Source organism: Candidatus Binatia bacterium (genome assembly GCA_035631035.1).
Taxonomy (GTDB): Bacteria; Eisenbacteria; RBG-16-71-46; order SZUA-252; family SZUA-252; genus DASQJL01.
On record DASQJL010000112.1, the window covers coordinates 22,373 to 45,720 of the forward strand.

Genomic DNA, 23,348 nt, shown 5'->3' on the forward strand with positions numbered 1-23,348 from the left:
ATCGAATGAACCGATCGCTGTCGGTCCTGGCCGTGACCCTGTTCGCCCTGTTCACGATCGCGCCGTCGTTTGCGATCGCGCAGGACATGCCTCCCGCCGAGCACAAGAGCATCGCTCTAGGGTTCCACAACGATCTCGCGCCGATCGGCGTCCGCTGGTGGCTGGCGGGGCAGAAGGTCGGTGTCGATCTGGGCCTGGGATACGACCGGGAGCCGTCCTTCATCTATTCGAACGAGCACCTCTCCACGTTCCGCTTCGACGTGGGCATCCCGATCGTCCTGAAGAGCTGGTCGCGGCTCCATTTCCTCTTCCGTCCCGGCCTGGCGTACGAGAGCCGGCAGGTGGAGACCGATCCGCTCGGGATCGCTCCGTTCGACACCGACACCAACAAGGACCTGCTGATCACCGGCGAGCTGGAGGCGGAGGCGTTCCTCCTGGACAATTTCAGCGTCTCGGCGAGCCACGGGATCGGGTACGACAGCTTCGATCCCGCCGGCGGCGGCGACAAGGAGAACTCCTTCTTCACGCTCGGCAACAACTTCACCAACGTCGGCTTCCACGTCTATCTGTTCGGAGGCGAGCGCTGAGCTGAAACGGGCGCGTCCTCCAGGGCGCGCCGCTCATGGGCATGGACTCGGGCCTCCGGGAGCGCATCTCCGGAGGCCCGAAGCATTTGGGGCGCTCCGACGCCAGCTGGGGCGGCTGCGGAATCCCGCCCAGCCGGCCACCGAGGGGACCATTGACAGCGTAAGCCCCTAGTGTTTAATCTGTTGCACCTGATCGCCGTCCACGCAATGAAGATCCGTCCGGCGTCTCCCGAAGCCCGGCGAGCGGCTCGAAGATCCCGCCGCCTTGCCCCGTGAGCGCCGTCGCGACGACTCCAGAAGAAGGGGTGCCTCGAGTGAAACGCCAGAGAAGGGTCGTGATCATGGGCGCCGGCGGGCGCGACTTTCACAACTTCAACACGTACTTCAAGACGCGACCGGAGTACCAGGTCGTGGCGTTCACGGCGTCGGCTCAAATTCCGGGGATCGACGATCGCCGCTATCCGCGGTCTCTCGCCGGAAAGCTCTACCCCAAGGGGATCCCGATCTTCTCGGAGCAGGAGCTGCCGGAGCTGATCCGTGACCAGGACGTCGACCTGGTCGTCTTCGCCTACAGCGACGTCTCCCACGAGTACGTGATGCACAAGGCGTCGTGGGTGGCCAGCCTGGGCCCCGACTTCATGATCATGGGACCGCGCAGCACCATGCTGCAGAGCAAGGTCCCGGTGATCGCGGTGAACGCGGTCCGGACCGGCTCGGGGAAGAGCCAGACCACGCGCAAGGTGTGCGAGGTGCTGAAGGGGATGGGCAAGCGCGTCGTCGCGATCCGCCATCCGATGCCCTACGGCGACCTGGGGCGCCAGGGGGTGCAGCGGTTCGCCACCTACGCCGACCTCGACCGCCACAAGTGCACCATCGAGGAGCGCGAGGAGTACGAGCCGCACATCGACCGCGGCACCATCGTCTACGCGGGCGTGGACTACGCCGAGATCCTGGCCGCCGCCGAGAAGGAGGCGGACGTGATCGTGTGGGACGGCGGCAACAACGACTTCTCCTTCTACAAGCCGGACCTCCAGATCGTCGTGGCCGATCCGCACCGGCCGGGGCACGAGCGCACCTATCATCCGGGGGAGATCAACACCCGGATCGCCGACGTGGTCGTCATCAACAAGGTCGGCACCACCGACTACACGAACGTGGAAGCGGTGCGCGCCTCGGTGCAGCAGCTCAATCCCGGGGCGGTCATCGTGGACGGGGCCTCGCCGATCTCCGTGGACCGGCCCGACCGGATCAAGGACCGCCGCGCGCTGGTGATCGAGGACGGCCCGACGCTGACCCACGGCGAGATGAAGTACGGCGCCGGCGTGATCGCGGCCAAGCGCTGGGGCGCGCGGGAGATCGTCGATCCCCGTCCCTGGCTGGTCGGCGAGATCAAGGACACCTTCCGCCAGTATCCCGGGATCGGCGCCCTCCTCCCCGCCATGGGGTACTCGGGCACGCAGCTCCGCGACATGGAGCGGACGATCAACGCCTGCGAGTGCGACGTCGTCGTGATCGCGACGCCGATCGACCTCCGGCGCCTGGTGGACATCAAGCATCCCACCGTTCGGGTGGGCTACGAGCTGGAGGAGATCGGACGGCCGAAGCTGGAGGACGTGATCGGCGAATTCCTCGCGGCCCGCTCGGGGAAGTCCGCCGCGCGGAAGGGCGCCGCGCCGGTCCGTCCCGGCAAGGGGCGGGTGGCCCGGGCGGCGAACAAGCCGCCGGTGCCGACCGGCCGCTCCCGCGGGCGGGGGAAGCGATGAACCTGCACGAATTCCAGGGCAAGGAGCTGTTCCGCGCGGCGGGAATCCCGGTTCCGCCGGGCGAGGTGGCGCGCTCGGCGGACGACGCCGCGGCGATCGCCGACCGTCTCGGCTATCCCGTCGTGGTGAAGGCCCAGGTCCTGATCGGCGGACGCGGCAAGGCGGGCGGCGTGAAGATCGTGAAGAACCGGGACGAGGTGATGCGCGAGGCGGGGCGGATCCTGGGCATGGACATCCGGGGCCACGTCGTGCGGCAGGTGCTGATCACGCCCGCCACGGACATCGAGAAGGAGTTCTACGCCGGCATCGTGCTCGACCGGAAGTTCGAGACGCCCCTCCTCATGGTGAGCCCCTCGGGGGGCGTCGACATCGAGGAGGTCGCGCGCATGGCGCCGGAGAAGATCCTGCGCGTGCATCTCGACGGCCGCGGGCTCCCGGCGTACCGGGCCCGGGCCGCGGCGCGCTTTCTCGACCCGCGCTTCGCCGTGCAGAAGCAGATCGTTCCGATCCTGACGAAGCTGGCCGCGCTCTACCACGACCAGGACGCCTCGCTCGCCGAGATCAATCCGCTCGTGGTCTCCGCGAGGGGCGAGGTCGCCGCGCTCGACGCCAAGGTGGTCATCGACGACAACGCCCTCGACCGCCACGCCGAGCTCGCCGGGATGCGCGATCTGGGCGCCGAGGACCCGGGCGAGGTGGAAGCGCGCGAGAAAGGGCTCTCCTACGTGCGGCTCGACGGCACGATCGGCTGCGTCGTGAACGGGGCCGGGCTCGCGATGGCCACGATGGACCTGATCCAGTACCACGGCGGCAAGCCGGCCAACTTCCTGGACATCGGCGGCTCGTCGAATCCAGACAAGGTGACCGCCGCGATGAACATCCTGACCCGGGACGCGCGCGTGCGCGCGGTCCTGTTCAACATCTTCGGGGGCATCACGCGCTGCGACGACGTGGCGCGAGGGCTCCTGACCGCGCTCGACCGGATCGGCATGAAGCTGCCGATCGTGATCCGCCTCACCGGAACGAACGAGCAGGAAGCGCGGGATCTCCTGAGCGCGCGCGGCATGACGGCCCTGAGCGACATGGACGAGGCGGTCCGGGCCGTGATCGCGCGCGCGGCGGAGGCGGCATGAGCATCCTCATCGATCGCAGCTCCCGCGTGCTGGTGCAGGGAATCACGGGGCGGGACGGCTCCTTCCACGCCAAGCAGATGCGCGACTACGGCACCCGCGTCGTGGCGGGAGTGACCCCCGGCAAGGGGGGCACCGACCTGGACGGCATCCCCGTCTTCGACTCGGTCGAGGAGGCGGTCCAGAAGACCAAGGCCGACGTCTCCGTCATCTACGTTCCGGCGTCGCTGGCCCAGGACGCGATCTACGAGGCCGCCGATGCCGAGATCCCGCTCGTGGTCTGCATCACCGAGGGGATTCCGGCACGCGACATGATCGAGATCGCCGCCTACCTGAGCGGCCGCTCGACGCGGCTGATCGGACCCAACTGCCCGGGGCTCATCTCCCCGGGGCAGTGCAAGGTGGGAATCATGCCCGGGTTCATCCACGCGCCGGGGCGGATCGGCCTGGTCAGCCGGAGCGGAACGCTCACCTACGAGGTGGTCTGGCAGCTCACGCGCGCCAAGATGGGACAGTCGACCTGCATCGGGATCGGCGGGGATCCGATCATCGGCACGCGCTTCACCGACGCGCTGGCCCTCTTCGAGGGGGACGACAAGACCGACGCGGTCGTGCTGATCGGCGAGATCGGCGGCGCGGACGAGGAGGAAGCCGCCGCGCTCATCGAGTCCACCATGACGAAGCCGGTCGTGGCGTTCATCGCGGGGCAGACGGCGCCTCCCGGAAAGCGGATGGGCCACGCCGGCGCCATCGTCTCGGGCGGATCGGGCACGGCGCAGGAGAAGATCGCGCGCTTCGAGCGCGCGGGGGTGCCGGTCGCGAAGGTCCCGTCCGACATCCCGCGGCTGGTGAAGACGGCGCTGGAGCGCGGCCGGCCGAAGCTGCGCGTCGTGGCCGGGGGAGCCTCGCGCGCCGCGGCCGCAGGGAAGAAGGCGGCGCCGAAGAAGCGCGTCGCGCCGCGTCCGGCCGCGACGTCCGCGGCGAAGCGCGGGGCCACGAAGAAGCGGGCGGGAGCGCGCCCGGCGGCCAAGAGACGCGCCAAGCCGGCAAGGTCGAAATCGCGTCACTGATCGGAACGGAAGTGTTCGAGGCGCTGCCTGGAGCCATCCGGGGGCGCCTCAGTCTTGTCGCGCGCTGCGCGCGCGACGACATGGAGGGCGCGTGGAATCGACGCTGTTCATGATCAAGCCGGACGCCGTCCGGGCGGGGAAGATCGGCCTGATCCTGGCCGAGGTGGAAAAAGCGGGGTTCACGGTCGCCGAGATGCGGATGGTGCGGCTCACTCCGGATCGCGCGCGGCAGTTCTACGCCGTGCACGAGGGGAAGCCGTTCCTGGGTGACCTGGTGTCGTTCATGTCCTCGGGCCCCGCGGTCCCCTGCCTGCTGAAGCGCGAGAACGCCATCAAGGCGCTCCGCGATCTGATCGGCGCGACCGATCCCAAGGAAGCGAAGCCGGGGACGATCCGCGCGCTCTACGCGGAGAGCAAGCAGAACAACGCCGTCCACGCTTCCGACTCGCCCGAGTCGGCCGCGACCGAGATCCCGTTCTTTTTCGACGCCGTGGGAGCCGCCCGCTAATCTAAAGGGCCATGCAGATCGACCTGAGAGAGCTGGCCCAGGGCCAGACCCATCTGGAAATGGACGTTACGGGCGATTCCGTCGGGCTCTTGCCGACGGAGGCGGTCCTGGACGCGCCCATCCACCTGTCGCTCAACCTGGACCGTCGCTTCGATGAGATCTGGATCCGCGGGAAGGCGCAAACCACGGCGCACCAGGAATGTAGCCGGTGCCTGGTCGAGTTTCCCGAGAAACTGGAATTGGAGTTCGACGTCTTCTGTGCTAAGGTCCCGGCCTCGAACGTCCAGGGCCATCCGGCGTTGGATGAAGAAGATGGCGGGGTTCACTTCCACGACGGCCGGACCCTTTCCATCGACGACGAGATCCGGGAAGCGGTGATCCTGGGTCTCTCGATGAAGCCGCTCTGCCGCGAGGACTGCAGGGGCCTCTGCCCGCAGTGCGGCGAGGACCGGAACGCCGGACCCTGCCGCTGCGAACGCGCCGTCGCCCAGGGCGCGGCCCGATAGGCCGCACCGGAACCCGGCGTCCAGCCACGAGAGGAACGAACCATGGCGGTACCCAAGAGAAGGCACTCGAGCACCCGCGGCAAGAAGCGCCGGACGAACTGGAAGCTTCGCATGCCGTCGCGGTCGCTCTGCTCCCACTGCAGCCAGCCCAAGCTGCCGCACCGGGTCTGCGCGCACTGCGGCTACTACGCCGGCGAAGAGGTGATCGCGCGGGAGGGTCTCCGGGCTTCGTAGGCTTCCACGCCAACGACCATGCGCCAGCAAGGGAAGGGCCCGGTCATCGGGGTGGATGCCATGGGAGGCGACCTGGCGCCCCGCGTCGTGATCGAGGGCGCGCTCGAGGCGCTCGGCGAGCCGGGCGCCTCGTTCGACGTGGCCCTGATCGGTGACGAGCGGGAGATCCAGGCCGAGGCCGACCGCCTCGGCGTCCGCGACCGTCTCCCCCGCGTGATCCACGCCGCCGAAGTGATCGAGATGGCCGAATCCGCGGCGCAGAGCGTCCGGAAGAAGCGCGACTCCTCGATCAGCGTCGCGGCCCGCCTGCACAAGAGCGGCGAGACCGACGCCCTCGTCTCCGCCGGGAACACCGGCGCGGTCGTCGCGGCCGCCCTCTTCGAGATCGGGCGCATCGCGCAGATCCACCGCCCCGCCATCGCCACCGTGCTGCCGACGCCCCAGGGGAACGTCGTGATCCTGGACGTGGGCGCCACCTCCGACTGCAAACCGTCCCACCTCTACCAGTTCGCCGTCATGGGCAGCATCTACGCGCGCCTCGTGCTCGGGATCGAGCGCCCGCGCGTCGGCCTCCTGAACATCGGCGAGGAGGCGGAGAAGGGGAGCGAGCTCTACTACGAGGCGCACCAGCTCCTGAAGCGGAGCCCGATCCACTTCGTCGGAAACGTCGAGGGCAAGGACATCATCCTCGGCACGGCCGACGTGGTCGTGTGCGACGGCTTCGTCGGCAACGTGCTGCTCAAGTTCGCGGAGAGCGTGATTCCCAGCCTCTCCACCATGATCAAGGACGAGATCAGCGCCCACCCGCTCAGCATGACGGCCGGGCTGCTCCTGAAGCCCGCGTTTCGGCGGCTGAAGCGGCGCCTCGACTACGCCGAGGTCGGCGGCGCGCCGCTCCTGGGAGTGGACGGCACCTGCATCATCGGCCACGGCCGCTCCAACCCGCGCGCGATCAAGAACGCCATCAAGGTGGCCGCGCGCTGCGCCGAGGCGCGCGTGGCCGATTCGATCCGCCTGGAGCTGGAGCGCCTGACTCCGGCGGCCGCATGATCGCGACCGCGCGCGACGTCCACATCATCGGCACCGGGTCCCACACGCCCACGCGGGTCCTCACGAACAAGGACCTGGAACAGATCGTCGACACGTCCGACGAGTGGATCCAGAGCCGCACCGGCATCAAGGAGCGGCGGATCTCCGATCCGGCGACGCCCTCGTCGGTGCTCGCCACCGAGGCCGCGAAGAAGGCGCTCGCCGACGCCAAGATCGACGGCTCGGCGCTGGACCAGATCATCGTCGGCACCGTGACGGGGGACCGCGTCTTCCCGTCCACCGCCTGCCTCCTGCAAGACAACCTGGGCGCCGCCAAGGCGCATGCCTTCGACATCTCGGCGGCGTGCGCGGGCTTCCTCTATGGGCTCTCGCTCGGCTACAACGCCATCCGCGTCGGCGCGGCCGAGACCGTGCTGGTGGTCGGCGTCGAGACCCTCTCGCGCATCGTGAACTGGACCGACCGGAACACCTGCGTGCTCTTCGGCGACGCCGCGGGCGCGGTCGTGCTCCGGTCGACCGGAACGCCCGGGGGGATCCTCGCGATCTGCCTCCACAGCGACGGATCGCTGGTCCACCTGCTCGAGATGCCGGCGGGGGGATCGCTCCGGCCGCCGTCGCACGAGACGGTGGACCAGCGCCTTCACACCATCACGATGAGCGGCAACGACGTCTTCAAGCACGCCGTGCGCGCCATGGAATCGGTCGCGATGGAGTGCCTGGACGCATCGGGACACACGCCCGAGGAGCTGGACCTGATCATCCCGCACCAGGCGAACCTCCGGATCATCGACGCCACCGCGCGAAGGCTGGGCCTGCCGCAGGAGAAGGTGTTCGTGAACGTGGACCGCTACGGGAACACCTCCTCCGCCTCGATTCCGCTCGCGATGGACGAGGCGCGCCGGACCGGGCGGATCGGGCCGGGGAGCCTGGTCGAGCTGGTCACCTTCGGTGGCGGCTTCACCTGGGCCGCGGCGATGGTGCAGTGGTGAGCGCGACCGACCGGGCGGGCGCGGCCTTCCTCTTTCCGGGGCAGGGCTCGCAGAGCGTCGGCATGGGGAAGGCGCTGGCCGAGCGCTATCCCGAGTCGCGCGCCGCGTTCGAGGAAGCGGACGCGGTCCTGGGCTTCGGCCTGGCGAAGCTCTGCTTCGAAGGGCCCGAGGAGGAGCTGACCCGGACCGAGAACACGCAGCCGGCGCTGCTCGCCACGAGCGTCGCCGCGTTTCGCGCCCTGGAAGCGAAGGGTGTCGTGCCCACGGCTGCCGCGGGTCACAGCGCGGGAGAGTACGCCGCGCACGTCGCGGCGGGGACCTTCTCCTACGCGGACGGGCTCCGGCTGATCCGGGCTCGCGGCGAGGCGATGGCCCACGCCGGGGACGAGCGTCCCGGATCGATGGCGGCGGTCCTCGGGCTCACGGCGGAGCAGATCGCCGAGGTGCTGCGGGCCGTGGGCGCGCCGCGCGACCTCGCGGCCGCCAACTACAACTCGCCGGGGCAGGTGGTCCTCTCCGGGACGCCCGAAGCGCTGGCCCGGGCGTCCGACGAGGCGAAGCGGCTCGGCGCGAAGCGGGTCGTGCCGCTCTCGGTGAGCGCCGCGTTCCATTCGCCCCTCATGGAGGCGGCGGCGCGCGGCCTGGCCGCGGCCTTGGACCAGGTGGCGTTCGCGCGCCCGCGCTTTCCGGTCTACGCCAACGTCTCGGCGAAGCCGGTGCGCGAGCCCGAGGAGGCGCGCGCGACGCTGAAGGAGCAGCTCCTCCAGCCGGTGCTCTGGGAGCCGACGATGCGCGCGCTCATCGAGAGCGGGACGCGCCGGTTCGTGGAGGTCGGAAACGGGCGGGTGCTGCGCGGCCTGGCGAAGAGCGTCGACCGCGAGCTTGCGCTCTTCGGCTCGCAGGACCCGGACGAAGTGGAAGCGGCCGCCGCGGCGGGCGCCGCGGCTTCCGCCGCGCCGGCGGCGCCCCGATGAGCGGACGGTTCGACACGCGGGTCGCCGTGGTGACGGGCGGCGCCAAGGGGATCGGGCTTGCGGTGTCGCGGCGTCTCGCCTGCGAGGGCGCCAAGGTGGTGCTCACGGGGAGGGACACGGCGGCGCTGGAGTCGGCCGCCGCCGAGATTCGCGCGATGGGAGCCGAAGCGCTTCCCCTCGCGGCCGACGCCGCTCGGGAACAGGAAGCCGACCGGGTCTGCGCGGCGACCCTCGAGGCGTTCGGGCGGGCCGACATCCTCGTGAACAACGCGGGGGTGACCAAGGACGGGCTGTTGCTCCGGATGAGCGACGAGGACTGGGACCTGGTCCTCACGACGAACTTGAAGGGGGCGTTCCGGATGATGCGCGCCTTCGCCAAGCCGATGATGAAGCAGCGGTGGGGGCGGATCGTGAACGTCTCGTCGGTGATCGGGCTGATCGGAAACGCGGGGCAGGCCAACTACGCCGCCTCCAAAGCCGGCCTCCTGGGACTGACGAAGGCCGTTGCTAAGGAGTTGGCATCACGTCATATTACGGTGAATGCGGTCGCGCCGGGGTTCATCGAGACCTCGATGACCGAGGGGCTGGGGGAGAAGGTCAGGGAGGGGCTGCAGTCGCAGATCCCCCTGGGCCGACTCGGCAGCCCCGACGACGTCGCGCACGCGGTGGCCTTCCTGTGCTCCGAGGAGGCCGGTTACGTGACGGGGCAGGTGCTGCCGGTCGATGGCGGCATGGTGATGTAGCGTCCCGGAGGGTCGGGACGAATCTAAGCTCAGGGGAGGTGACCCAAGGGATGGCAGCTTTCAGCGAAGATCGCGTGAAGCAGATCATCGTGGATCAGTTGGGCGTGGCGCCCGAGCAGGTGACTCCCGAGGCGTCGTTCATCGACGATCTCGGAGCCGACTCGCTCGACACGGTGGAGCTGGTCATGGCCCTCGAGGAGGCGTTCGACATCGAGATCCCCGACGAGGACGCGGAGAAGATGACCACGGTGGCGGACGCCATCAAGTATCTGGAATCCCACGTGCCCAAGAACGCCTAGAGCACGACTGAATCGCGCCTGATTCGGCGGCGCGCCCGGTGGTCGGGGCGCGACGGGAGCAAAACGGCGGGAACAAGAGCCAGGGAATGGGAGAAGCGGAGCGCATGGTGCGTCGAGCGATAGAGCCGAGGCGGGTCGTGGTCACGGGCATGGGGGTCATTTCCCCGCTCGGGTCCGATCTCGCGCCGTTCTGGAAGCGGCTCACGGCGGGCGAGTCGGGGATCGGCCCCGTCACGCGTTTCGACATCACCCAATACGACACGCGGATGGCGGGCGAAGTGAAGGACTTCCGGGCCGAGGACTACATGGACCGGAAGGACGCCCGCCGCGCCGACCTGTTCGTCCAGTACGCCGTCGCGGGCACCCGAAAGGCCGTCGCGCAGGCGAACATCCAGGACGGAAACGTCGATCCCAACCGCTACGGCGTGGTGATCGGCTCCGGCATCGGCGGCATCGCGACCTTCGAGGACCAGCACAAGAACCTCATGGAAAAAGGTCCTTCCCGCGTGAGCCCCTTCTTCATTCCAATGATGATCTCGGACATGGCCTCCGGCATGGTGTCGATCCAGTTCGGAGCCAAGGGTCCCAACTACTGCACGGTGTCGGCCTGCTCCTCGGGTGCGCACGCGGTGGGGGACGCCTATCGGATCATCCAGCGCGGCGAAGCGGACGTGATGATCACGGGCGGCAGCGAGGCGCCCATCACGCCGGTCGCGTTCGCCGGTTTCTGCTCCATGAAGGCGATGTCCACACGCAACGACGAACCGACCCGGGCCTCGCGCCCCTTCGATTCCGAACGAGACGGATTCGTGATGGGGGAAGGTGCCGGCATTCTGGTGCTCGAGGAATACGAGCACGCGAAGCGGCGCGGCGCGGCCGCCCTGGCGGAGATCGTCGGTTATGGCGCTACGGGAGATGCCCATCACATGACCGCGCCCGCCCCCGAGGGTGAGGGTGCGGCGCGGGCCATGAGGGCGGCCGTCTGCGACTCGGGACTGTCCCTGGAGTCGTTCGGCTACATGAACGCCCACGGCACCTCCACGCCACTCAACGACAAGTTCGAAACACAAGCCATCAAGTCGGTGTTCGGGGAACACGCGAAGAAGCTGGCGATCAGCTCGACGAAATCGATGACGGGCCATCTTCTGGGCGCGGCGGGAGGACTGGAGACGATCATCTGCGTCCTGGCCCTCCAGAGCCAGTGCCTTCCCCCGACGATCAACTACGAGCACCCCGATCCCGACTGTGACCTCGACTACGTCCCCAACACTGCACGCCCGGTCGAGCTGCAGTCCGCCCTGAGCAATTCTCTGGGCTTTGGTGGGCACAACGTCACCCTGGCGTTGTCGAGGACCGTGGCATAAGGCGGAGCCCACGGGCTCCGGACACTGTGAACTTCATTCGAAAGCTGTTGGGGCTGGACGGCCCCAAGCCGCCCGCCCGAGGAAGCGCCCGCGATCGCGATTTCGATCTGCGGGGCCTCGAGCGGATCCTCCATTACAACTTCAAGAACACGCAGCTCGCGCGCCAGGCGATGACCCATCGCTCCTATCTCCACGCCACCCCCGGACGGAGCGGCGAATCGAACGAGCGGATGGAATTCCTCGGCGATTCGGTCGTCGGGCTCGTCGTGAACGAGTTCCTCTACAAGAAATTCACCAAGCTGCGCGAGGGCGAGCTGACGAAGATGAAATCGCTTCTCGTGAGCCGCGTCATCCTCTCGCGCGCCGCCAACCAGCTCGGGCTGGGGCACTACATCCTGCTCTCCGAAGCCGAGAAGGGCTCGGGCGGCCGGAACCGCGCTTCGATCCTGGCCGACACCCTCGAGGGGGTGATCGGCGCCATGTACCTGGACGGCGGAATCGAGCCGGCGCGGAAACTCACGGAGCGGCTCCTCCTGCGCGAGGTGAACGCCATCCTGAGCGACGCGAATCTCGCCAACTACAAGAGCATGCTGCAGGAGTACGTGCAGGGCGAGTTCAAGACCCACCCGCAGTACCGGATCTCCAGCGAGTACGGCCCCGACCATCAGAAGATGTTCACGGTCGAGGTCGTCGTGAGCGGGAAGACCTACGGCCGCGGGCACGGGAGCAACAAGAAGGAGGCCGAGCAGGAAGCGGCCCGCGACGCGCTCTTCCACTTCGAGAAGCTCGCCAATCCCGTCAAGGAAAAGGGCGCGGAGGGCGAGGTCGCGGCGGTGGACAAGGGCTTGGCGGCGGGCGATCGGCGCCGCCGGCGTCGCGGCGGGCGCGGCCGCCGGAACGGGCGCGGACGCGAAGGAGAAGCGGTGTCCGCGGTCGGAACGCCGCACGCGGGGCCGGGACCGGCCGCGGCCGGAACGCCGGCGCACGGCGGCGGAAGCCACGGGCGGCACGCCTCGGGAGGCGAGCGTCGAGGCCGCCGCTCGCGCGATCGAGACCGGGACCGGGAGGCCCCGCGCGATCGCGAGGCGCCGCGCGAGTTCGAGCCGGTGCCGGCGCGCGACGAGTCCACGCGCGATGGTGAATCGCCGCGGGAGTACGAATCACCCGTCGATCACGACGCCCCGCGGGACTATGACACGCCGCGGGACTACGACACGCCGCGGGACCACGACGAGCCGCGGGAGCACGAGCCCTCGCGGGATGATTCCCACGAACGGGAAGGCTCCGACGACCGTTCCACCGACCGTTCCGGCGCGCGCAGCGAGAAGCCGGAGCCCGGTCGCGGATCACCCTATGCGGCGGCCCGCTTGCACGAGTAGGCACCGGCTGGTATAATCCACGCATCGTCTCGAGAGGGGAGGAAGGCTGACCGCCTTCCTCCATCCTTTTTCGGGAGACGATACGTGACCATCAGCCTTCGACAGAGCTTCTTCCTTCTCGTTCTCGTCTTCACGGCGCCCGCCTTCGTCCCCCCGGTCGCACACGCCGACTCGCGCATGAATTCCTCGTACGGGATCCCGTCCGACCCCGTTCTGCTCGATCTTCTGACCCGCTCCGAGCTGGCCGAGGCCGCCGGGGACGGGGAGGCCGCCATCCAGTGGGCGGAATCGCTGGCCACGGCAGACCCCCGCAGCGCTTTCGGTTGCGCCCGCGCGGCGACCCTTCTCGAGACCATCGGCCAGGACAGCGAAGCCCTCGGCTGGGGACAGCGCGCCCTGGCCCGCGACAGCCTGAATCTGGACGCGGCCATGCTCGTGGCGCGGATGCACCTGCGCGGGGGAGAGAGCGACATCGCCGCCCAGGCGCTGACCCCCCCGCTCCGGATCCTGGGCGCGCCCCCCGAGGCGTATGCCCTCCGGGCGCTGGCCCACGAGCTTTCCAAACGCTATGACGCCGCCCTCGCGGATCTGAAGAGGACCGACGAGCTCCTGCCCGATTTTGCGTGGATTGCTACCGGGATCCTCGGCCTAGCGCTCGAGGATGGCCGGCTGGAGGAAGCGTCGCAGGCCCTTCAGTTGGCCCTGGAGCTGCGGTCCGACGACCCCCGCGTGCTGCACCTGGGGGTTTCGCTCGCCCAGCGCACCGACGACCCGGTGCTGGAAGAGCGCCTCCTGCGCACCCTCGCGCTCCAGTCCACCGCGCGGCCGACGGACATCGCCGCCTATGGGGCGTTCCTGGTCCGCGTGGGGAAGAAGGACGCGTTCCGGCAGCTCGAGGCCTGGGCCGATGCCGGCCCGATGCCGGCCGCCGACCTGCGCGCCGAGACGGGGGAGGCCCTGGTGCGCGAGGGGCGCTACCCCGAGGCGCTAGAGACCGTCCGGCCTCTGAAGGGCGACCCGCGCGCGATGCCGGTGCGCGCGCGCGCGTACGTCTCCCTGGGAGAGGATCGGAAGGCGCTCGAGTGCTACCGGATGCTGGTGCCGGGGCGGACGCTGTCGCGGGAGGAGTCGCTGGTCGTCGCGTATCTGGAAATTCGCGTGGGGGATCGCGCGCGTGGGGTGGAGACGCTCGAGCGCGCGCGGTCGGCGCGTCTCGACACCCCGCGTCAGGTTCTCACCGCGAGCCTGTGCTACTCTCTGCTCGGTTACCCGGACGAAGCGGTGGCGCTGATCCGCGATTCGGCCTCGCGCGGGGTCTCGAGCCCCTCGACTTTCGAGGAGCTGGGCTCGGCCGCGACCGTGATCGGCGACTCGTTGGTCGCCCAGTGGGCGTTCGAACGGATGCGCGGTCTGGGGAAGGAGACCTCCGAGTGCCTGTTCTTCCTTGCCACGGCGGAGCTGTCGCAGGGCCGCGAGGAGCACGCCATGGCCACCCTGGAGCGTGCGGTCCGCCTGAACTCCCGCAACGGACGTGCCCTCCTGCTCCTGGGGAAACTCCGGAGCGACCGGGGCCAATTGGAGCTGGCGCGGGAGACCCTTCGCTCCGCCTCCGCCTGTCCCGAGACCTCCTACGAAGCAAATCGCGCTTTGGCAAAGGTTTGCAGGAGCCTCCGGCTGGACGCCGAGGCCCGCGAGGCGGAATCGAAATCACGTGGGGCGCGGCCCCGTCCCTCTGCCGGCCTCACCCTCTTCCAGGATCGCTAACCCCCGGGACTTCAGGAACCTGCTCTCCCGGGGCGGGGTACCTAGGGCTAGTCCGGAGCCGAACGTGCCCATCGAGTCCTTGCGATTGAAAAAGCTCGACCCTCTCGCCGAGCTCAGTGATGAAGACGTCATGGAGCGCTGTGCCCAAGGCTCCGAGGCGGCCTTCCGCACCCTCGTGCAGCGGTACCGCTCTCGCATCATGAACCTGGTGTGCCGGTTCATCAACGACCGGGACCGGGCCGAGGAGATCGCGCAGGAGGTCTTCCTCCGCGTCTTCCGCAACCGCGAGCGCTACCGGAAGAGCGGCAAGTTCTCGACGTGGATCTTCACGATCGCCGTCAATCTCACGAAGAACGAGATCCGGAGCCGCGTGCGGCACCGCGGCACGTACAGCCTGGACGCCATGGACGAGGAGTCCGGCGGACAGGGGCTTCCGTTCCCCGACTGGAAGCCGCTGCCCGACGCGGACCTGAATGCGCGTGAAATACAGAGCAAGGTCGCCGAGGCGCTTCGCAAAATCCCCCCGCGCTATCGCGAGGCGGTCGTGCTCCGGGACGTGGAAGGACTCAGCTACGAGGAAGTCGGCGAGATCCTCCGCATCCCCGGCGGGACCGTGCGATCGCGGATCAACCGCGCGCGACTGATGCTCAAGGAACGGCTCAAGCCCTACTTGAAACTGGAGGACGTATGAACTGCCGGTCCGCGGAAAACCTCTTCTCGTCGTTCGTCGAAGACGAGCTGAGCCAGAGGGAGCGCCGCTCCCTCGAGGGTCATCTGGAGGAGTGCGCGGCATGCTCGGCCGCGGTGCAGGAGCTGCGCGTCACGGTGGAGCTCCTGAGCGCGCTCCCGTCCTACGAGACGGGCCCCGCGTTCGAGGAAGAGGTCATGGACCGCATCCGCTCGGGCGAGGCCCTGCGCCCCAGCCTGGTCGAGTGGCTCTCGGAGCATCTCGGCCCCGCGCGGCTCCGTCCGGTGTTCCTGGCCGGCGCGGCGGGCTGCGCGCTCTGGATCGCCTTCCTGCTGGTGAACCCGGGCCGGAACGCGGCGCCCAACGGCGACGCCCAGATCGCGGGCGCGGGCACGGCTCCGAAGACCGAGCAGACTGCGACTGCCCGGACTCCGGCCGTCGCGAGCGCCGTCCCGACTCCCGCGGCTCCCGCCGGCGACGTGGTCGCTTCGGCGCCCGCGCGCGTGGCGCCTTCGCGGACGAGCTCCGTCCCGGCCGCGCTGGAAGGAACGGCCGCCGCGTCCGGATCGGCCGACTCCGCCCGGATCAACGCGCCGTACCAGGACGAATACATCCTGGATCAGTTCTACCTGAACCGCTCCGGAGAAGACGGAGTCCACTCGATCGTGCCCGTCTCGGGTCGCACCACCGATGACGTGTACATCACGTTCTGACCGGAGTCGCGGTCATAGCGCCGCGATGAAGCTTCGCGCCGCCGCGGCGGGACTCGCGCTTCTCGCCGCGCCGTTCCTCGGGGGCGCCGCCGCCCCCGCCGCTCCGGGGCCGCTCCGCCCCGAGTCGAGCCCCTTCCTGGGCGTGCTCGACTCGCTCCAGGCCTCCATCCTCACCATCGTCGCCGTTCCCGAGGCGCAGCGCAGCGCGCCCGCGGGCGTGAAGCGCAAGCGCCTGATCGGGACCGGCGTCGCGACGAACGATCGCGACATCGTCACCACCGCCGGCCTCGCCTTCCCCAACGGCGACGTGCGCGTGATGCTGGGCGGCGGCGTCGAGCGCCGCGCGGTGCTGCGCGGCGTGGACCGGCAGTCCAACCTCGCGGTGTTCCGCCTGGAGGAGCCGGTGCTCCACACGCTCCGCCGCGCGGCCCCGCAGTCGCTCGCGGTCGGAACCTGGGTGGCGGTCATCTCCAACATCACCGTCTCCCGCCCGCAGGCCGCGATCGGACAGGTCGTCGGCCGCGGCGAGCGCGTCGACTTTCCCTACTCGGGCGACGTCATCGAGATCGACGCGCCCGGCTACCCGGCGTCGGCCGGAGGCGCCGTCGTGAACGAGGACGGCGAGTGGGTCGCGCTGGTCGTGGGGCGCGGGCTCCAGGGCCCCAACTCCGGCGAGACCTCGCGGGTCGGCGATCCCGAGCGGCCGGGAAGGCCACCGACCGGCGGGGTGCTCCTCGCCGTTCCGGTGGATCAGGTGGAGCGGATCGTCGCCGATCTGGGCGACCACGGCACCGTGCAGCGCGGCTTCCTGGGCATCCGGCTGAAGCGCGGCCCGGTTTCCCCCGAGGATACGCTCGGCGTGCGCGTCGACGACGTGATCGCCGGCAGCCCCGCCGCCGTCGCGGGCGTCCGCGCGGGGGACCACATCCTCGCCATGGACGGCCAGGAAGTGCGCTCGGCCGAGGAGCTGGTCTCGATGGTCTCCGCGCTGCGTCCCGGGTACGACACCGAGGTGACGATCCTGCGCGACGCCGAGATCCTTCCGCTCCGCATCGTCGTGGGCTCGAACCTCACCGGCCCCCGCCCCGAGGGGGCGCGCTCCGAGGCCCCGCCCGCCCTGAATGCCGCCGACAAGAAGGCGCTTCGGGAGCACCTGCTGAAGCTCCGCGAGGAGCAGCGGGCCCTGGAAGAGCGTCTCCGGGGGATGGAAGCGTCGGATTCGCTGGGCCAGAATCGCTAGGTCGCGCGGCTTTCGGTGAAGTTCCCACGCAGCGTGTGCTAGCCTGCGGCCGTCCATGACGGTCCGCTCCCCTTCATCCCGACCGAAATCGCGCGCGATCCGCGTCCGCGTGCGCGGCGCCGACTCGTCGTACGTCGTGCGCGTGGAGCGAGGGCTGCTCGCGCGCGCCGGAGCCTGCGTGCGCGCGGCCCTCTCCGGCCCGCGGAAACGCGGGCCCTCCCGCGTCGTGGCGCTCGTGACCGATCGCACCGTCGCGCGCCTCTACGGGGCGCGGGTGGAGGGCTCGCTCCGCCGCGCCGGATTCCGCGTCGTCCGGAGCGTGATCGCCCCGGGCGAGGAATCGAAGCGGTTCGAGACCGTGCGCGCGCTGGCCGAGGGATGGGCTCGGGCGGGCCTCACGCGCGACGCGGTGGTCGTGGCGCTGGGGGGCGGCGTCGTCTCCGACACGGCGGGATTCGCCGCCGCGGCGTACACCCGCGGACTTCCCTGGATCGCGTTTCCCACCACGACCCTCGCGCAGGCCGACGCCGCCATCGGCGGGAAGACCGGCGTGAACCTCGCCGCGGGGAAGAACCTCCTCGGCGCCTTCCACCAGCCGCGCGGCGTCTTCGCCGACCCCGACGCGCTCGCCACGCTCCCGGGGCGCGCGTTCCGCTCGGGGCTGGCGGAGGTGGCCAAGATCGGGATGATCCGCCGGCCCGCCCTCCTGCGCGGGCTCGACGCCATCGCGGAGTCGCTCGCGGGGAAGCGCGCGGCGCGCGACGCGGCCGCCGCGGCGCTGGGGCCGCTGCTGCGCGAGTGCGCGGCCACCAAGGCGTGGTACGTCGAGCAGGACGAGCGCGACACGGGGATCCGCCGCGAGCTCAACTTCGGCCACACGGTCGGCCATGCGCTGGAGGCGGCGGGCGGCTACCGCCTCTATCAGCACGGCGAGGCGGTCGCGGTGGGGATGGCGGCCGAGCTTCGGATGAGCGTGCTCCACGCGGGACTCGATCCCGTCGACGCGCAGGAGACCGAGCGGCTGATCGCGAGGCTCGGCCTCCCGACCCGGATCCCGCGCGCGCCCGGCGAGCGCTTCTGGAATGCGCTCGCCCGGGACAAGAAGCGTGGACGGACGCGTCTCCGAGTGGTATTGTGCCCCGCGATCGGCACCGCCGAAATATTTGAGTTGTCGTCGCTTACCTCCCTTCGGCGCGTCGTCGAAAGCCTCGTCATGCGATCCTGAGCGTGGGGAGACCATGCCCGACCAACTCGCCGAAACCCGTACGAAACGACTCGAAGAAACCGTAGCGCGCGATCCCTCGACCGCGCTCTATCTGCCGCTCGCGGAATGCCTTCGCGAGGAGGGGCGTGTCGAAGAGGCGATCCGCCTCTGCGAGGCGCGGAAGAACCGGCCCGGACACGGAGTCGGCGACGCCATCGTCCTCGGCCGCTGCTACCTGGCCGACGGACGCCTGAACGAGGCGCGCGCCGCGTTCGAGGCGGCGCTCGCGCTCGATCGCGAGAACGTGTCCGCCTTGAAAGCGCTCGCGGGGATCCTGGCTCACGAGGGGCGGCACGCCCGCTCGGTCGAGCTCTACCGCGCCGTCTGCCGCGTCGATCCCGGCGATCTCGAGTCCCAGACCGCGCTCCACCAGATCACCTCGGGCGAGTACGCCGACGTCTGTCCCGCCGACGTGGTCGTCGGCCAGGGGGACCTCGGCTGGCACCCGGTGCGCCTGCCGCGCGAAGAGGAGCACCTCTCCGCGCTCGGCCTCGGTCTCCGCACGATCGAGAGCTTCGGGGAGGAGTCGTCCGCGTCCGCCGCCGAGCGCGATCGCGCGCGGAGCTTCCAGGAGCTGAGCCTGGACGCGCCCGCGACGGCCGAGCGCGTCGCCGCGACGCCGCCAACACCGCCCGCTCCGCCCGCGCCCGCGGCATCCGCTCCCGCGGCGGCCGGGCCGGCGACGGCGCCCGCGGATCTCGGGACCGCGCCCGCCGCCTTCCGCGCCGCGCCCGGCATGAACGGCTCCAACGATCCCACTTCCAACGCCGCGCAGCCGCCGGAGGAACCGGTGGGCGGGAATCGTCCGGCGTTCGAGGACTGGCTCCGCCGCCTGGGCGGGGGCTCTTGATGGCGGCATCGCGGGACGTCTGGGTGCTCCATGGCCCGAACCTGGGCCTCCTGGGCCGCCGCGAACCCGAGCTCTACGGCAGGAACGCGCTCGCGGCCATCGACAAGCGCCTCGCCGCGCTCGGCGAGGAGCTGGGCTTGAACGTCACCAGCTTCCAGACCAACCACGAAGGGGCGCTGATCGACCGGCTGACGATCGCGATGGACGAAGCGGACGGCTGCCTGTTGAACCCCGCGGCGTTCACGCACACCAGCCTGGCGCTCGCCGACACGCTCCGCTCGGTCACGATCCCGGTCGTCGAGGTGCACCTCACCAATCTCTACGCGCGCGAGCGGGAGCGGCAGACCAGCCTCACCGGCTCCGCCGTGCGCGGCGTCATCATGGGGCTGGGCGCCATGAGCTACGATCTGGGCCTTCGGGCCCTCGATGCGCTGCTCCGCGCCGGCAAGCGAGGACGAGGGCAGGGACGATGAATCTCCGCAGGCAGATCACCGAGCTGGTGAAGCTCATGCGCGAGGAGGACCTGGCCGAGGTCGAGGTGCGGCGCTGGTTCTCGACCATCCGGATCCGCCGTCCCGGCGTCGAGATGGCGGCCGCGTCGGCCCCCGCGCGCGAGACGCACGCGGCGGCTCCCGCCGCGGCGGCCGCGGCGGAGGCCGAAGAGTCGAAGAACCTGGTGCCGATCAAGTCGCCGATGGTCGGGACGTTCTACCGCTCGCCCGCGCCCGACGCCGACCCCTACGTCGAGCAGAACAGCTACGTGGACGTGGGGCAGACGGTCTGCATCGTGGAAGCGATGAAGCTCATGAACGAGATCGAATCGGACGTGAAGGGGCGGATCGCCCGCATCCTGGTCGAGAACGCCCAGCCCGTCGAATACGGGCAGATCCTCTTCCTCGTGGAAACCGACGGGTCCGCCGAGCGGGCGGCCTAGGAGAATCGATGAACATCAAGCGCGTCCTGCAGCAGATGGTGGAGATGAAGGCTTCCGACCTCCACGTGAAGGTGGGCACCAAGCCCACGGCCCGGGTGCATGGACTGCTCGTCGCGATCGACGAGCCGGCGCCCTCGCAGGCCGATCTGGAAGCGGTCGTGGACCAGATCCTCACGCCGAAGCAGAAGAAGGTCTTCGAGGAGACGAAAGAGGTCGACTTCGCCTTCGGCGTCACCGGACTCGCGCGCTTCCGCACGAACTTCTACCAGCAGCGCGGCACGACGGCGATGGTCTTCCGCCAGGTGCCGGCCACGGTGCCGGCGTTCGAGGAGCTGAACCTCCCGCCGGTCATCGAAGAGCTGGCCGCCCGCCCGCGCGGGCTGGTCCTGGTCTGCGGCACGGTCGGCAGCGGCAAGTCGACCACGCTCGCGGCCATGCTCGACTCGCTGAACCGCCGCGAGGCGCGGAACGTCATCACGATCGAGGACCCGGTCGAGTTCCTCTTCCGCGACAAGAAGTGCACCATCAGCCAGCGCGAGATCGGCCTCGACACCGCCACGTTCGCCGAGGGGCTGCGGCACATCCTGCGGCAGGACCCCGACGCCATCATGATCGGCGAGATCCGGGACGCCGAGACGATGCGCATCGCGCTCATGGCCGCGGACACCGGCCACCTCGTCCTCTCCACGCTGCACACCGTGGACGCCACGCAGACGGTGAACCGGATCATCTCCTTCTTCCCGCCGCACCAGCACGAGGAGATCCGCTTCATGCTGGCCGGAACGCTCCAGGCGGTGATCGCGCTGCGCCTGGTGCCGCGCTCCGACCTCGAGGGGCGGATTCCCGCGGCCGAGGTGATGCTGGTCACGGCCACGATCCGCGAGTACCTGCAGGACCCCGACAAGACCTCGCTCATCAAGGCGGCGATCGCCGAGGGGGTCTCCCAGTACGGGATGCAGACCTTCGACCAGTCGATCATGAAGCACTACACCGAGGGGAAGGTCTCGCTCGAGAACGCGCTGCGCTACTGCTCCAATCCGACCGAGTTCGAGCTGCGGGTGAAGGGAATCCACGCCACGTCGGACGAGAGCTGGAAGAGCTTCGAGCGGAAGGAAGAAGTCGTCTAGCGCCCCATGTTCAAGAAGATCCTGATCGCGAACCGCGGCGAGATCGCGCTGCGGATCATCCGCGCGGCCCGCGAGCTGGGGATCGAGACGGTGGCGGTCTACTCCGAGGCCGACCGCGACTCGCTCCACGTGCGGCTGGCCGACGAGGCGGTCTGCATCGGCCCGCCCCCCTCCGCGAAGAGCTACCTCAACATCCCGCGCATCATCAGCGCCGCCGAGGTCACCGCCGCCGACGCCATCCACCCGGGCTACGGCTTCCTCTCCGAGAACGCGCACTTCGCGGAGATCTGCGAGACCTGCAAGATCCGCTTCATCGGGCCCACGTCGGAGATGATCCGGAAGATGGGGGACAAGGCGGAGGCACGACGCACGATGATGGCGGCCGGCGTGCCGATCACGCCCGGCAGCGAAGGGGTGATCGACTCGGTGGACGAGGCGGAGCGCGTCGCCAGGGAGCTGGGCTTTCCGGTCATCATCAAGGCCGCGGCCGGAGGCGGCGGCAAGGGGATGCGGATCGCCACGGACGAGGCCTCGCTCCAGAACGGGATCCGGATGGCGCAGGCCGAAGCGGAGGCGAACTTCGGCTCGGGCTCGGTCTACCTGGAGCGCTACGTCCAGAGGCCGCGGCACATCGAGGTGCAGGTGCTGGGCGACCGGCACGGCTCGATCGTGCACCTGGGGGAGCGCGAGTGCTCCATCCAGCGGCGGCACCAGAAGCTGATCGAGGAATCACCCAGTCCCGCGCTCACGCCCGAGCTGCGCGCGAAGATGGGGCAGGCCGCCGTCAAGGGAGCCTCCTCGATCCGCTACGAGGGGGCGGGCACGATCGAGTTCCTGCTCGGCCCCTCGGGCGAGTTCTACTTCATGGAGATGAACACCCGGATCCAGGTGGAGCACCCCGTGACCGAGGAGGTGACGCGCCTGGACCTGATCAAGGCGCAGATCGCCGTGGCCGCGGGGGATCCGCTTCCCTGGAAGCAGGAGGAGATCCGGATGGAGGGGCACGCGCTGGAGTGCCGGATCAACGCCGAGCGCCCCGACCAGAACTTCCAGCCCTCGCCGGGCCTGGTCCGCTACTTCCACGCGCCGGGCGGTCCCGGCGTGCGGGTGGACAGCCACCTCTATTCCGGCTACACGGTGCCGCCCCACTACGACTCGATGGTCGCGAAGATCATCTGCTGGGGTCGGGACCGGGCGGAATCGGTGGCGCGGATGCGCCGCGCGCTCGAGGAGACGGTGGTGGACGGCATCGACACCACCCTCTCCTTCCACATCCGCGTGCTGGACGACGAGGCGTTCCGCAAGGGGGAGATCCACACCGGCTTCATCGAAGAGTTCCTCACGCGCGAGCGGGCGGCCGCGGCGTGAGCCCCCGCCCGTCCAAGGTGGTCCCTCGCGCGAGCGAGGGTAGCGGCCTGAAGCGGATCGACCTCTACCTGACGCCGGCCGCCGCCGAGCGCGCGCCCCTGGAGGGGCGCTCCATCGTGGTCGTCGACGTGCTCCGCTCCTCGACCACCATCGCGTGGGCGCTCAAGAACGGCGCGGCGAAGGTGATCCCGGTCGAGACGGTGGAAGAGGCGACGCGCCTGGCCCACACGCTGGACGCGAAGACGCGCCTCCTGTGCGGCGAGCGCGACGGGCGGAAGGTCGGCGGGTTCGATCTCGGCAACTCGCCCCGCGAGTACACCCGGGAGCGGGTCGAGGGCAAGACGCTCGTCTTCGCCTCCACGAACGCGAGCCCGCTCATGGCCGGCGTGCTGGCGGGACAGGCGCAGCGGATCCTGGGCTTCGTGAACCTGAGCGTCGTCGCCGACGCCCTCTGGAACGACGGGGCCGACGTGGCGGTCGTCTGCGCCGGGCGGGTCGGGCGCTTCTCGCTGGAGGATGCGGCCTGCGCGGGCGCCCTCGCGCGGCGGTTGTCGGACCGGGCCGCCGGTCTCGCCCTGAACGACGCGGCCGAGATGGCCGCCGAATACGACCGCGCCCACGGCGCCGACCCCGAGGGGATCCTGCGCCGGAGCGAGCACGGCCGCTACCTCATCGAGCTGGGGTTCGAGGAGGACCTTCCCGTCTGCGCCGCCGTGGACCAGGTGCCTCTCGTTCCGATCCTCAAGGACGGCCGGATCACGGTCCCGGCGTCCACCCCCGCTTCGGTCTGAGCACCGGACCCAC

The 23,348-nt window shown here is 69.9% G+C and carries 24 protein-coding genes and 1 pseudogene; all 25 read left to right on the forward strand.

Annotated elements, in window-relative coordinates; all coding sequences use genetic code 11:
- Positions 1–5 precede the first annotated feature (5 nt).
- The 25 genes and pseudogenes from VE326_11985 (at position 6) to VE326_12105 (ending at position 23,335) form a co-directional block, all read left to right on the forward strand.
- The gene (locus VE326_11985) at positions 6–587 is read left to right on the forward strand and encodes a hypothetical protein (GenBank protein ID HYJ33928.1); all 582 of its coding nucleotides are present in this window, start codon (positions 6–8) and stop codon (positions 585–587) included.
- A 341-nt stretch (positions 588–928) separates the two neighbouring features.
- The gene (locus tag VE326_11990) at positions 929–2,350 is read left to right on the forward strand and encodes a cyclic 2,3-diphosphoglycerate synthase (GenBank protein ID HYJ33929.1); all 1,422 of its coding nucleotides are present in this window, start codon (positions 929–931) and stop codon (positions 2,348–2,350) included.
- Entirely contained in the window at positions 2,347–3,483 is a 1,137-nt protein-coding gene (gene sucC / locus VE326_11995) for an ADP-forming succinate--CoA ligase subunit beta (protein HYJ33930.1), read from the forward strand. Before VE326_11990 ends, sucC begins: the two co-directional genes overlap by 4 nt.
- Positions 3,480–4,343: pseudogene (gene sucD / locus VE326_12000) on the forward strand (succinate--CoA ligase subunit alpha). Before sucC ends, sucD begins: the two are co-directional and overlap by 4 nt.
- A gap of 298 nt (positions 4,344–4,641) precedes the next feature.
- Complete coding sequence (gene ndk / locus VE326_12005; protein ID HYJ33931.1) at positions 4,642–5,058, forward strand: nucleoside-diphosphate kinase; 417 nt, start codon at positions 4,642–4,644, stop codon at positions 5,056–5,058.
- 11 nt (positions 5,059–5,069) lie between these two features.
- Positions 5,070–5,564, forward strand: a complete 495-nt coding sequence (locus tag VE326_12010; GenBank protein HYJ33932.1) for a DUF177 domain-containing protein — start codon at positions 5,070–5,072, stop codon at positions 5,562–5,564.
- A gap of 42 nt (positions 5,565–5,606) precedes the next feature.
- Positions 5,607–5,798, forward strand: a complete 192-nt coding sequence (gene rpmF, locus VE326_12015) for a 50S ribosomal protein L32 (GenBank protein HYJ33933.1) — start codon at positions 5,607–5,609, stop codon at positions 5,796–5,798.
- An 18-nt stretch (positions 5,799–5,816) separates the two neighbouring features.
- Positions 5,817–6,848 carry a phosphate acyltransferase PlsX gene (plsX, locus tag VE326_12020; protein ID HYJ33934.1) on the forward strand — a complete coding sequence of 344 codons (1,032 nt, stop codon included), beginning with the start codon at positions 5,817–5,819 and terminating at the stop codon, positions 6,846–6,848.
- A complete protein-coding gene (locus VE326_12025) occupies positions 6,845–7,837 on the forward strand; it encodes a beta-ketoacyl-ACP synthase III (GenBank protein ID HYJ33935.1) in 993 nt (330 codons plus the stop codon). Before plsX ends, VE326_12025 begins: the two co-directional genes overlap by 4 nt.
- Complete coding sequence (fabD, locus tag VE326_12030; protein HYJ33936.1) at positions 7,834–8,811, forward strand: ACP S-malonyltransferase; 978 nt, start codon at positions 7,834–7,836, stop codon at positions 8,809–8,811. The genes VE326_12025 and fabD overlap by 4 nt, the downstream gene beginning before the upstream one ends.
- A complete protein-coding gene (gene fabG / locus VE326_12035; GenBank protein ID HYJ33937.1) occupies positions 8,808–9,554 on the forward strand; it encodes a 3-oxoacyl-[acyl-carrier-protein] reductase in 747 nt (248 codons plus the stop codon). Before fabD ends, fabG begins: the two co-directional genes overlap by 4 nt.
- A 50-nt stretch (positions 9,555–9,604) precedes the next feature.
- The gene (acpP, locus tag VE326_12040) at positions 9,605–9,853 is read left to right on the forward strand and encodes an acyl carrier protein (protein HYJ33938.1); all 249 of its coding nucleotides are present in this window, start codon (positions 9,605–9,607) and stop codon (positions 9,851–9,853) included.
- 104 nt (positions 9,854–9,957) lie between these two features.
- Positions 9,958–11,217 carry a beta-ketoacyl-ACP synthase II gene (fabF, locus tag VE326_12045; protein ID HYJ33939.1) on the forward strand — a complete coding sequence of 420 codons (1,260 nt, stop codon included), beginning with the start codon at positions 9,958–9,960 and terminating at the stop codon, positions 11,215–11,217.
- 26 nt (positions 11,218–11,243) lie between these two features.
- The gene (gene rnc, locus VE326_12050; protein ID HYJ33940.1) at positions 11,244–12,596 is read left to right on the forward strand and encodes a ribonuclease III; all 1,353 of its coding nucleotides are present in this window, start codon (positions 11,244–11,246) and stop codon (positions 12,594–12,596) included.
- A gap of 84 nt (positions 12,597–12,680) precedes the next feature.
- Positions 12,681–14,360, forward strand: coding sequence for a tetratricopeptide repeat protein (locus VE326_12055; GenBank protein ID HYJ33941.1), 1,680 nt, complete (start codon positions 12,681–12,683; stop codon positions 14,358–14,360).
- A gap of 130 nt (positions 14,361–14,490) precedes the next feature.
- The gene (locus tag VE326_12060) at positions 14,491–15,051 is read left to right on the forward strand and encodes a sigma-70 family RNA polymerase sigma factor (GenBank protein HYJ33942.1); all 561 of its coding nucleotides are present in this window, start codon (positions 14,491–14,493) and stop codon (positions 15,049–15,051) included.
- Complete coding sequence (locus VE326_12065) at positions 15,048–15,761, forward strand: zf-HC2 domain-containing protein (protein ID HYJ33943.1); 714 nt, start codon at positions 15,048–15,050, stop codon at positions 15,759–15,761. The genes VE326_12060 and VE326_12065 overlap by 4 nt, the downstream gene beginning before the upstream one ends.
- 25 nt (positions 15,762–15,786) lie before the next feature.
- Positions 15,787–17,001, forward strand: a complete 1,215-nt coding sequence (locus VE326_12070) for a PDZ domain-containing protein (GenBank protein HYJ33944.1) — start codon at positions 15,787–15,789, stop codon at positions 16,999–17,001.
- A 55-nt stretch (positions 17,002–17,056) separates the two neighbouring features.
- On the forward strand, positions 17,057–18,226 hold the full coding sequence (aroB, locus tag VE326_12075; GenBank protein HYJ33945.1) for a 3-dehydroquinate synthase: 1,170 nt from the start codon (positions 17,057–17,059) through the stop codon (positions 18,224–18,226).
- Positions 18,227–18,239: 13 nt separating this feature from the next.
- Positions 18,240–19,115, forward strand: coding sequence for a tetratricopeptide repeat protein (locus tag VE326_12080; GenBank protein HYJ33946.1), 876 nt, complete (start codon positions 18,240–18,242; stop codon positions 19,113–19,115).
- Positions 19,115–19,588 carry a type II 3-dehydroquinate dehydratase gene (locus VE326_12085; protein HYJ33947.1) on the forward strand — a complete coding sequence of 158 codons (474 nt, stop codon included), beginning with the start codon at positions 19,115–19,117 and terminating at the stop codon, positions 19,586–19,588. The genes VE326_12080 and VE326_12085 overlap by 1 nt, the downstream gene beginning before the upstream one ends.
- Entirely contained in the window at positions 19,585–20,049 is a 465-nt protein-coding gene (accB, locus tag VE326_12090; protein ID HYJ33948.1) for an acetyl-CoA carboxylase biotin carboxyl carrier protein, read from the forward strand. The genes VE326_12085 and accB overlap by 4 nt, the downstream gene beginning before the upstream one ends.
- A gap of 8 nt (positions 20,050–20,057) precedes the next feature.
- Positions 20,058–21,176 carry a type IV pilus twitching motility protein PilT gene (locus VE326_12095; GenBank protein ID HYJ33949.1) on the forward strand — a complete coding sequence of 373 codons (1,119 nt, stop codon included), beginning with the start codon at positions 20,058–20,060 and terminating at the stop codon, positions 21,174–21,176.
- 6 nt (positions 21,177–21,182) lie between these two features.
- The gene (gene accC / locus VE326_12100) at positions 21,183–22,544 is read left to right on the forward strand and encodes an acetyl-CoA carboxylase biotin carboxylase subunit (GenBank protein HYJ33950.1); all 1,362 of its coding nucleotides are present in this window, start codon (positions 21,183–21,185) and stop codon (positions 22,542–22,544) included.
- Complete coding sequence (locus VE326_12105; protein HYJ33951.1) at positions 22,541–23,335, forward strand: 2-phosphosulfolactate phosphatase; 795 nt, start codon at positions 22,541–22,543, stop codon at positions 23,333–23,335. The genes accC and VE326_12105 overlap by 4 nt, the downstream gene beginning before the upstream one ends.
- Positions 23,336–23,348: the final 13 nt, after the last annotated feature.

Coding starts and splice junctions, on each gene's coding strand:
- fabG (HYJ33937.1), top strand. CDS start 8,808: ATGAGCGGACGGTTCGACACGCGGGTCGCCGTGGTGACGGGCGGCGCC.
- plsX (HYJ33934.1), top strand. CDS start 5,817: ATGCGCCAGCAAGGGAAGGGCCCGGTCATCGGGGTGGATGCCATGGGA.
- VE326_12060 (HYJ33942.1), top strand. CDS start 14,491: ATGGAGCGCTGTGCCCAAGGCTCCGAGGCGGCCTTCCGCACCCTCGTG.
- VE326_11990 (HYJ33929.1), top strand. CDS start 929: ATGGGCGCCGGCGGGCGCGACTTTCACAACTTCAACACGTACTTCAAG.
- VE326_12095 (HYJ33949.1), top strand. CDS start 20,058: ATGAACATCAAGCGCGTCCTGCAGCAGATGGTGGAGATGAAGGCTTCC.
- VE326_12080 (HYJ33946.1), top strand. CDS start 18,240: ATGCCCGACCAACTCGCCGAAACCCGTACGAAACGACTCGAAGAAACC.
- VE326_12085 (HYJ33947.1), top strand. CDS start 19,115: ATGGCGGCATCGCGGGACGTCTGGGTGCTCCATGGCCCGAACCTGGGC.
- VE326_12065 (HYJ33943.1), top strand. CDS start 15,048: ATGAACTGCCGGTCCGCGGAAAACCTCTTCTCGTCGTTCGTCGAAGAC.
- VE326_12010 (HYJ33932.1), top strand. CDS start 5,070: ATGCAGATCGACCTGAGAGAGCTGGCCCAGGGCCAGACCCATCTGGAA.
- aroB (HYJ33945.1), top strand. CDS start 17,057: ATGACGGTCCGCTCCCCTTCATCCCGACCGAAATCGCGCGCGATCCGC.
- VE326_12070 (HYJ33944.1), top strand. CDS start 15,787: ATGAAGCTTCGCGCCGCCGCGGCGGGACTCGCGCTTCTCGCCGCGCCG.
- sucC (HYJ33930.1), top strand. CDS start 2,347: ATGAACCTGCACGAATTCCAGGGCAAGGAGCTGTTCCGCGCGGCGGGA.
- fabF (HYJ33939.1), top strand. CDS start 9,958: ATGGTGCGTCGAGCGATAGAGCCGAGGCGGGTCGTGGTCACGGGCATG.
- VE326_12025 (HYJ33935.1), top strand. CDS start 6,845: ATGATCGCGACCGCGCGCGACGTCCACATCATCGGCACCGGGTCCCAC.
- acpP (HYJ33938.1), top strand. CDS start 9,605: ATGGCAGCTTTCAGCGAAGATCGCGTGAAGCAGATCATCGTGGATCAG.
- rpmF (HYJ33933.1), top strand. CDS start 5,607: ATGGCGGTACCCAAGAGAAGGCACTCGAGCACCCGCGGCAAGAAGCGC.
- accB (HYJ33948.1), top strand. CDS start 19,585: ATGAATCTCCGCAGGCAGATCACCGAGCTGGTGAAGCTCATGCGCGAG.
- accC (HYJ33950.1), top strand. CDS start 21,183: ATGTTCAAGAAGATCCTGATCGCGAACCGCGGCGAGATCGCGCTGCGG.
- VE326_11985 (HYJ33928.1), top strand. CDS start 6: ATGAACCGATCGCTGTCGGTCCTGGCCGTGACCCTGTTCGCCCTGTTC.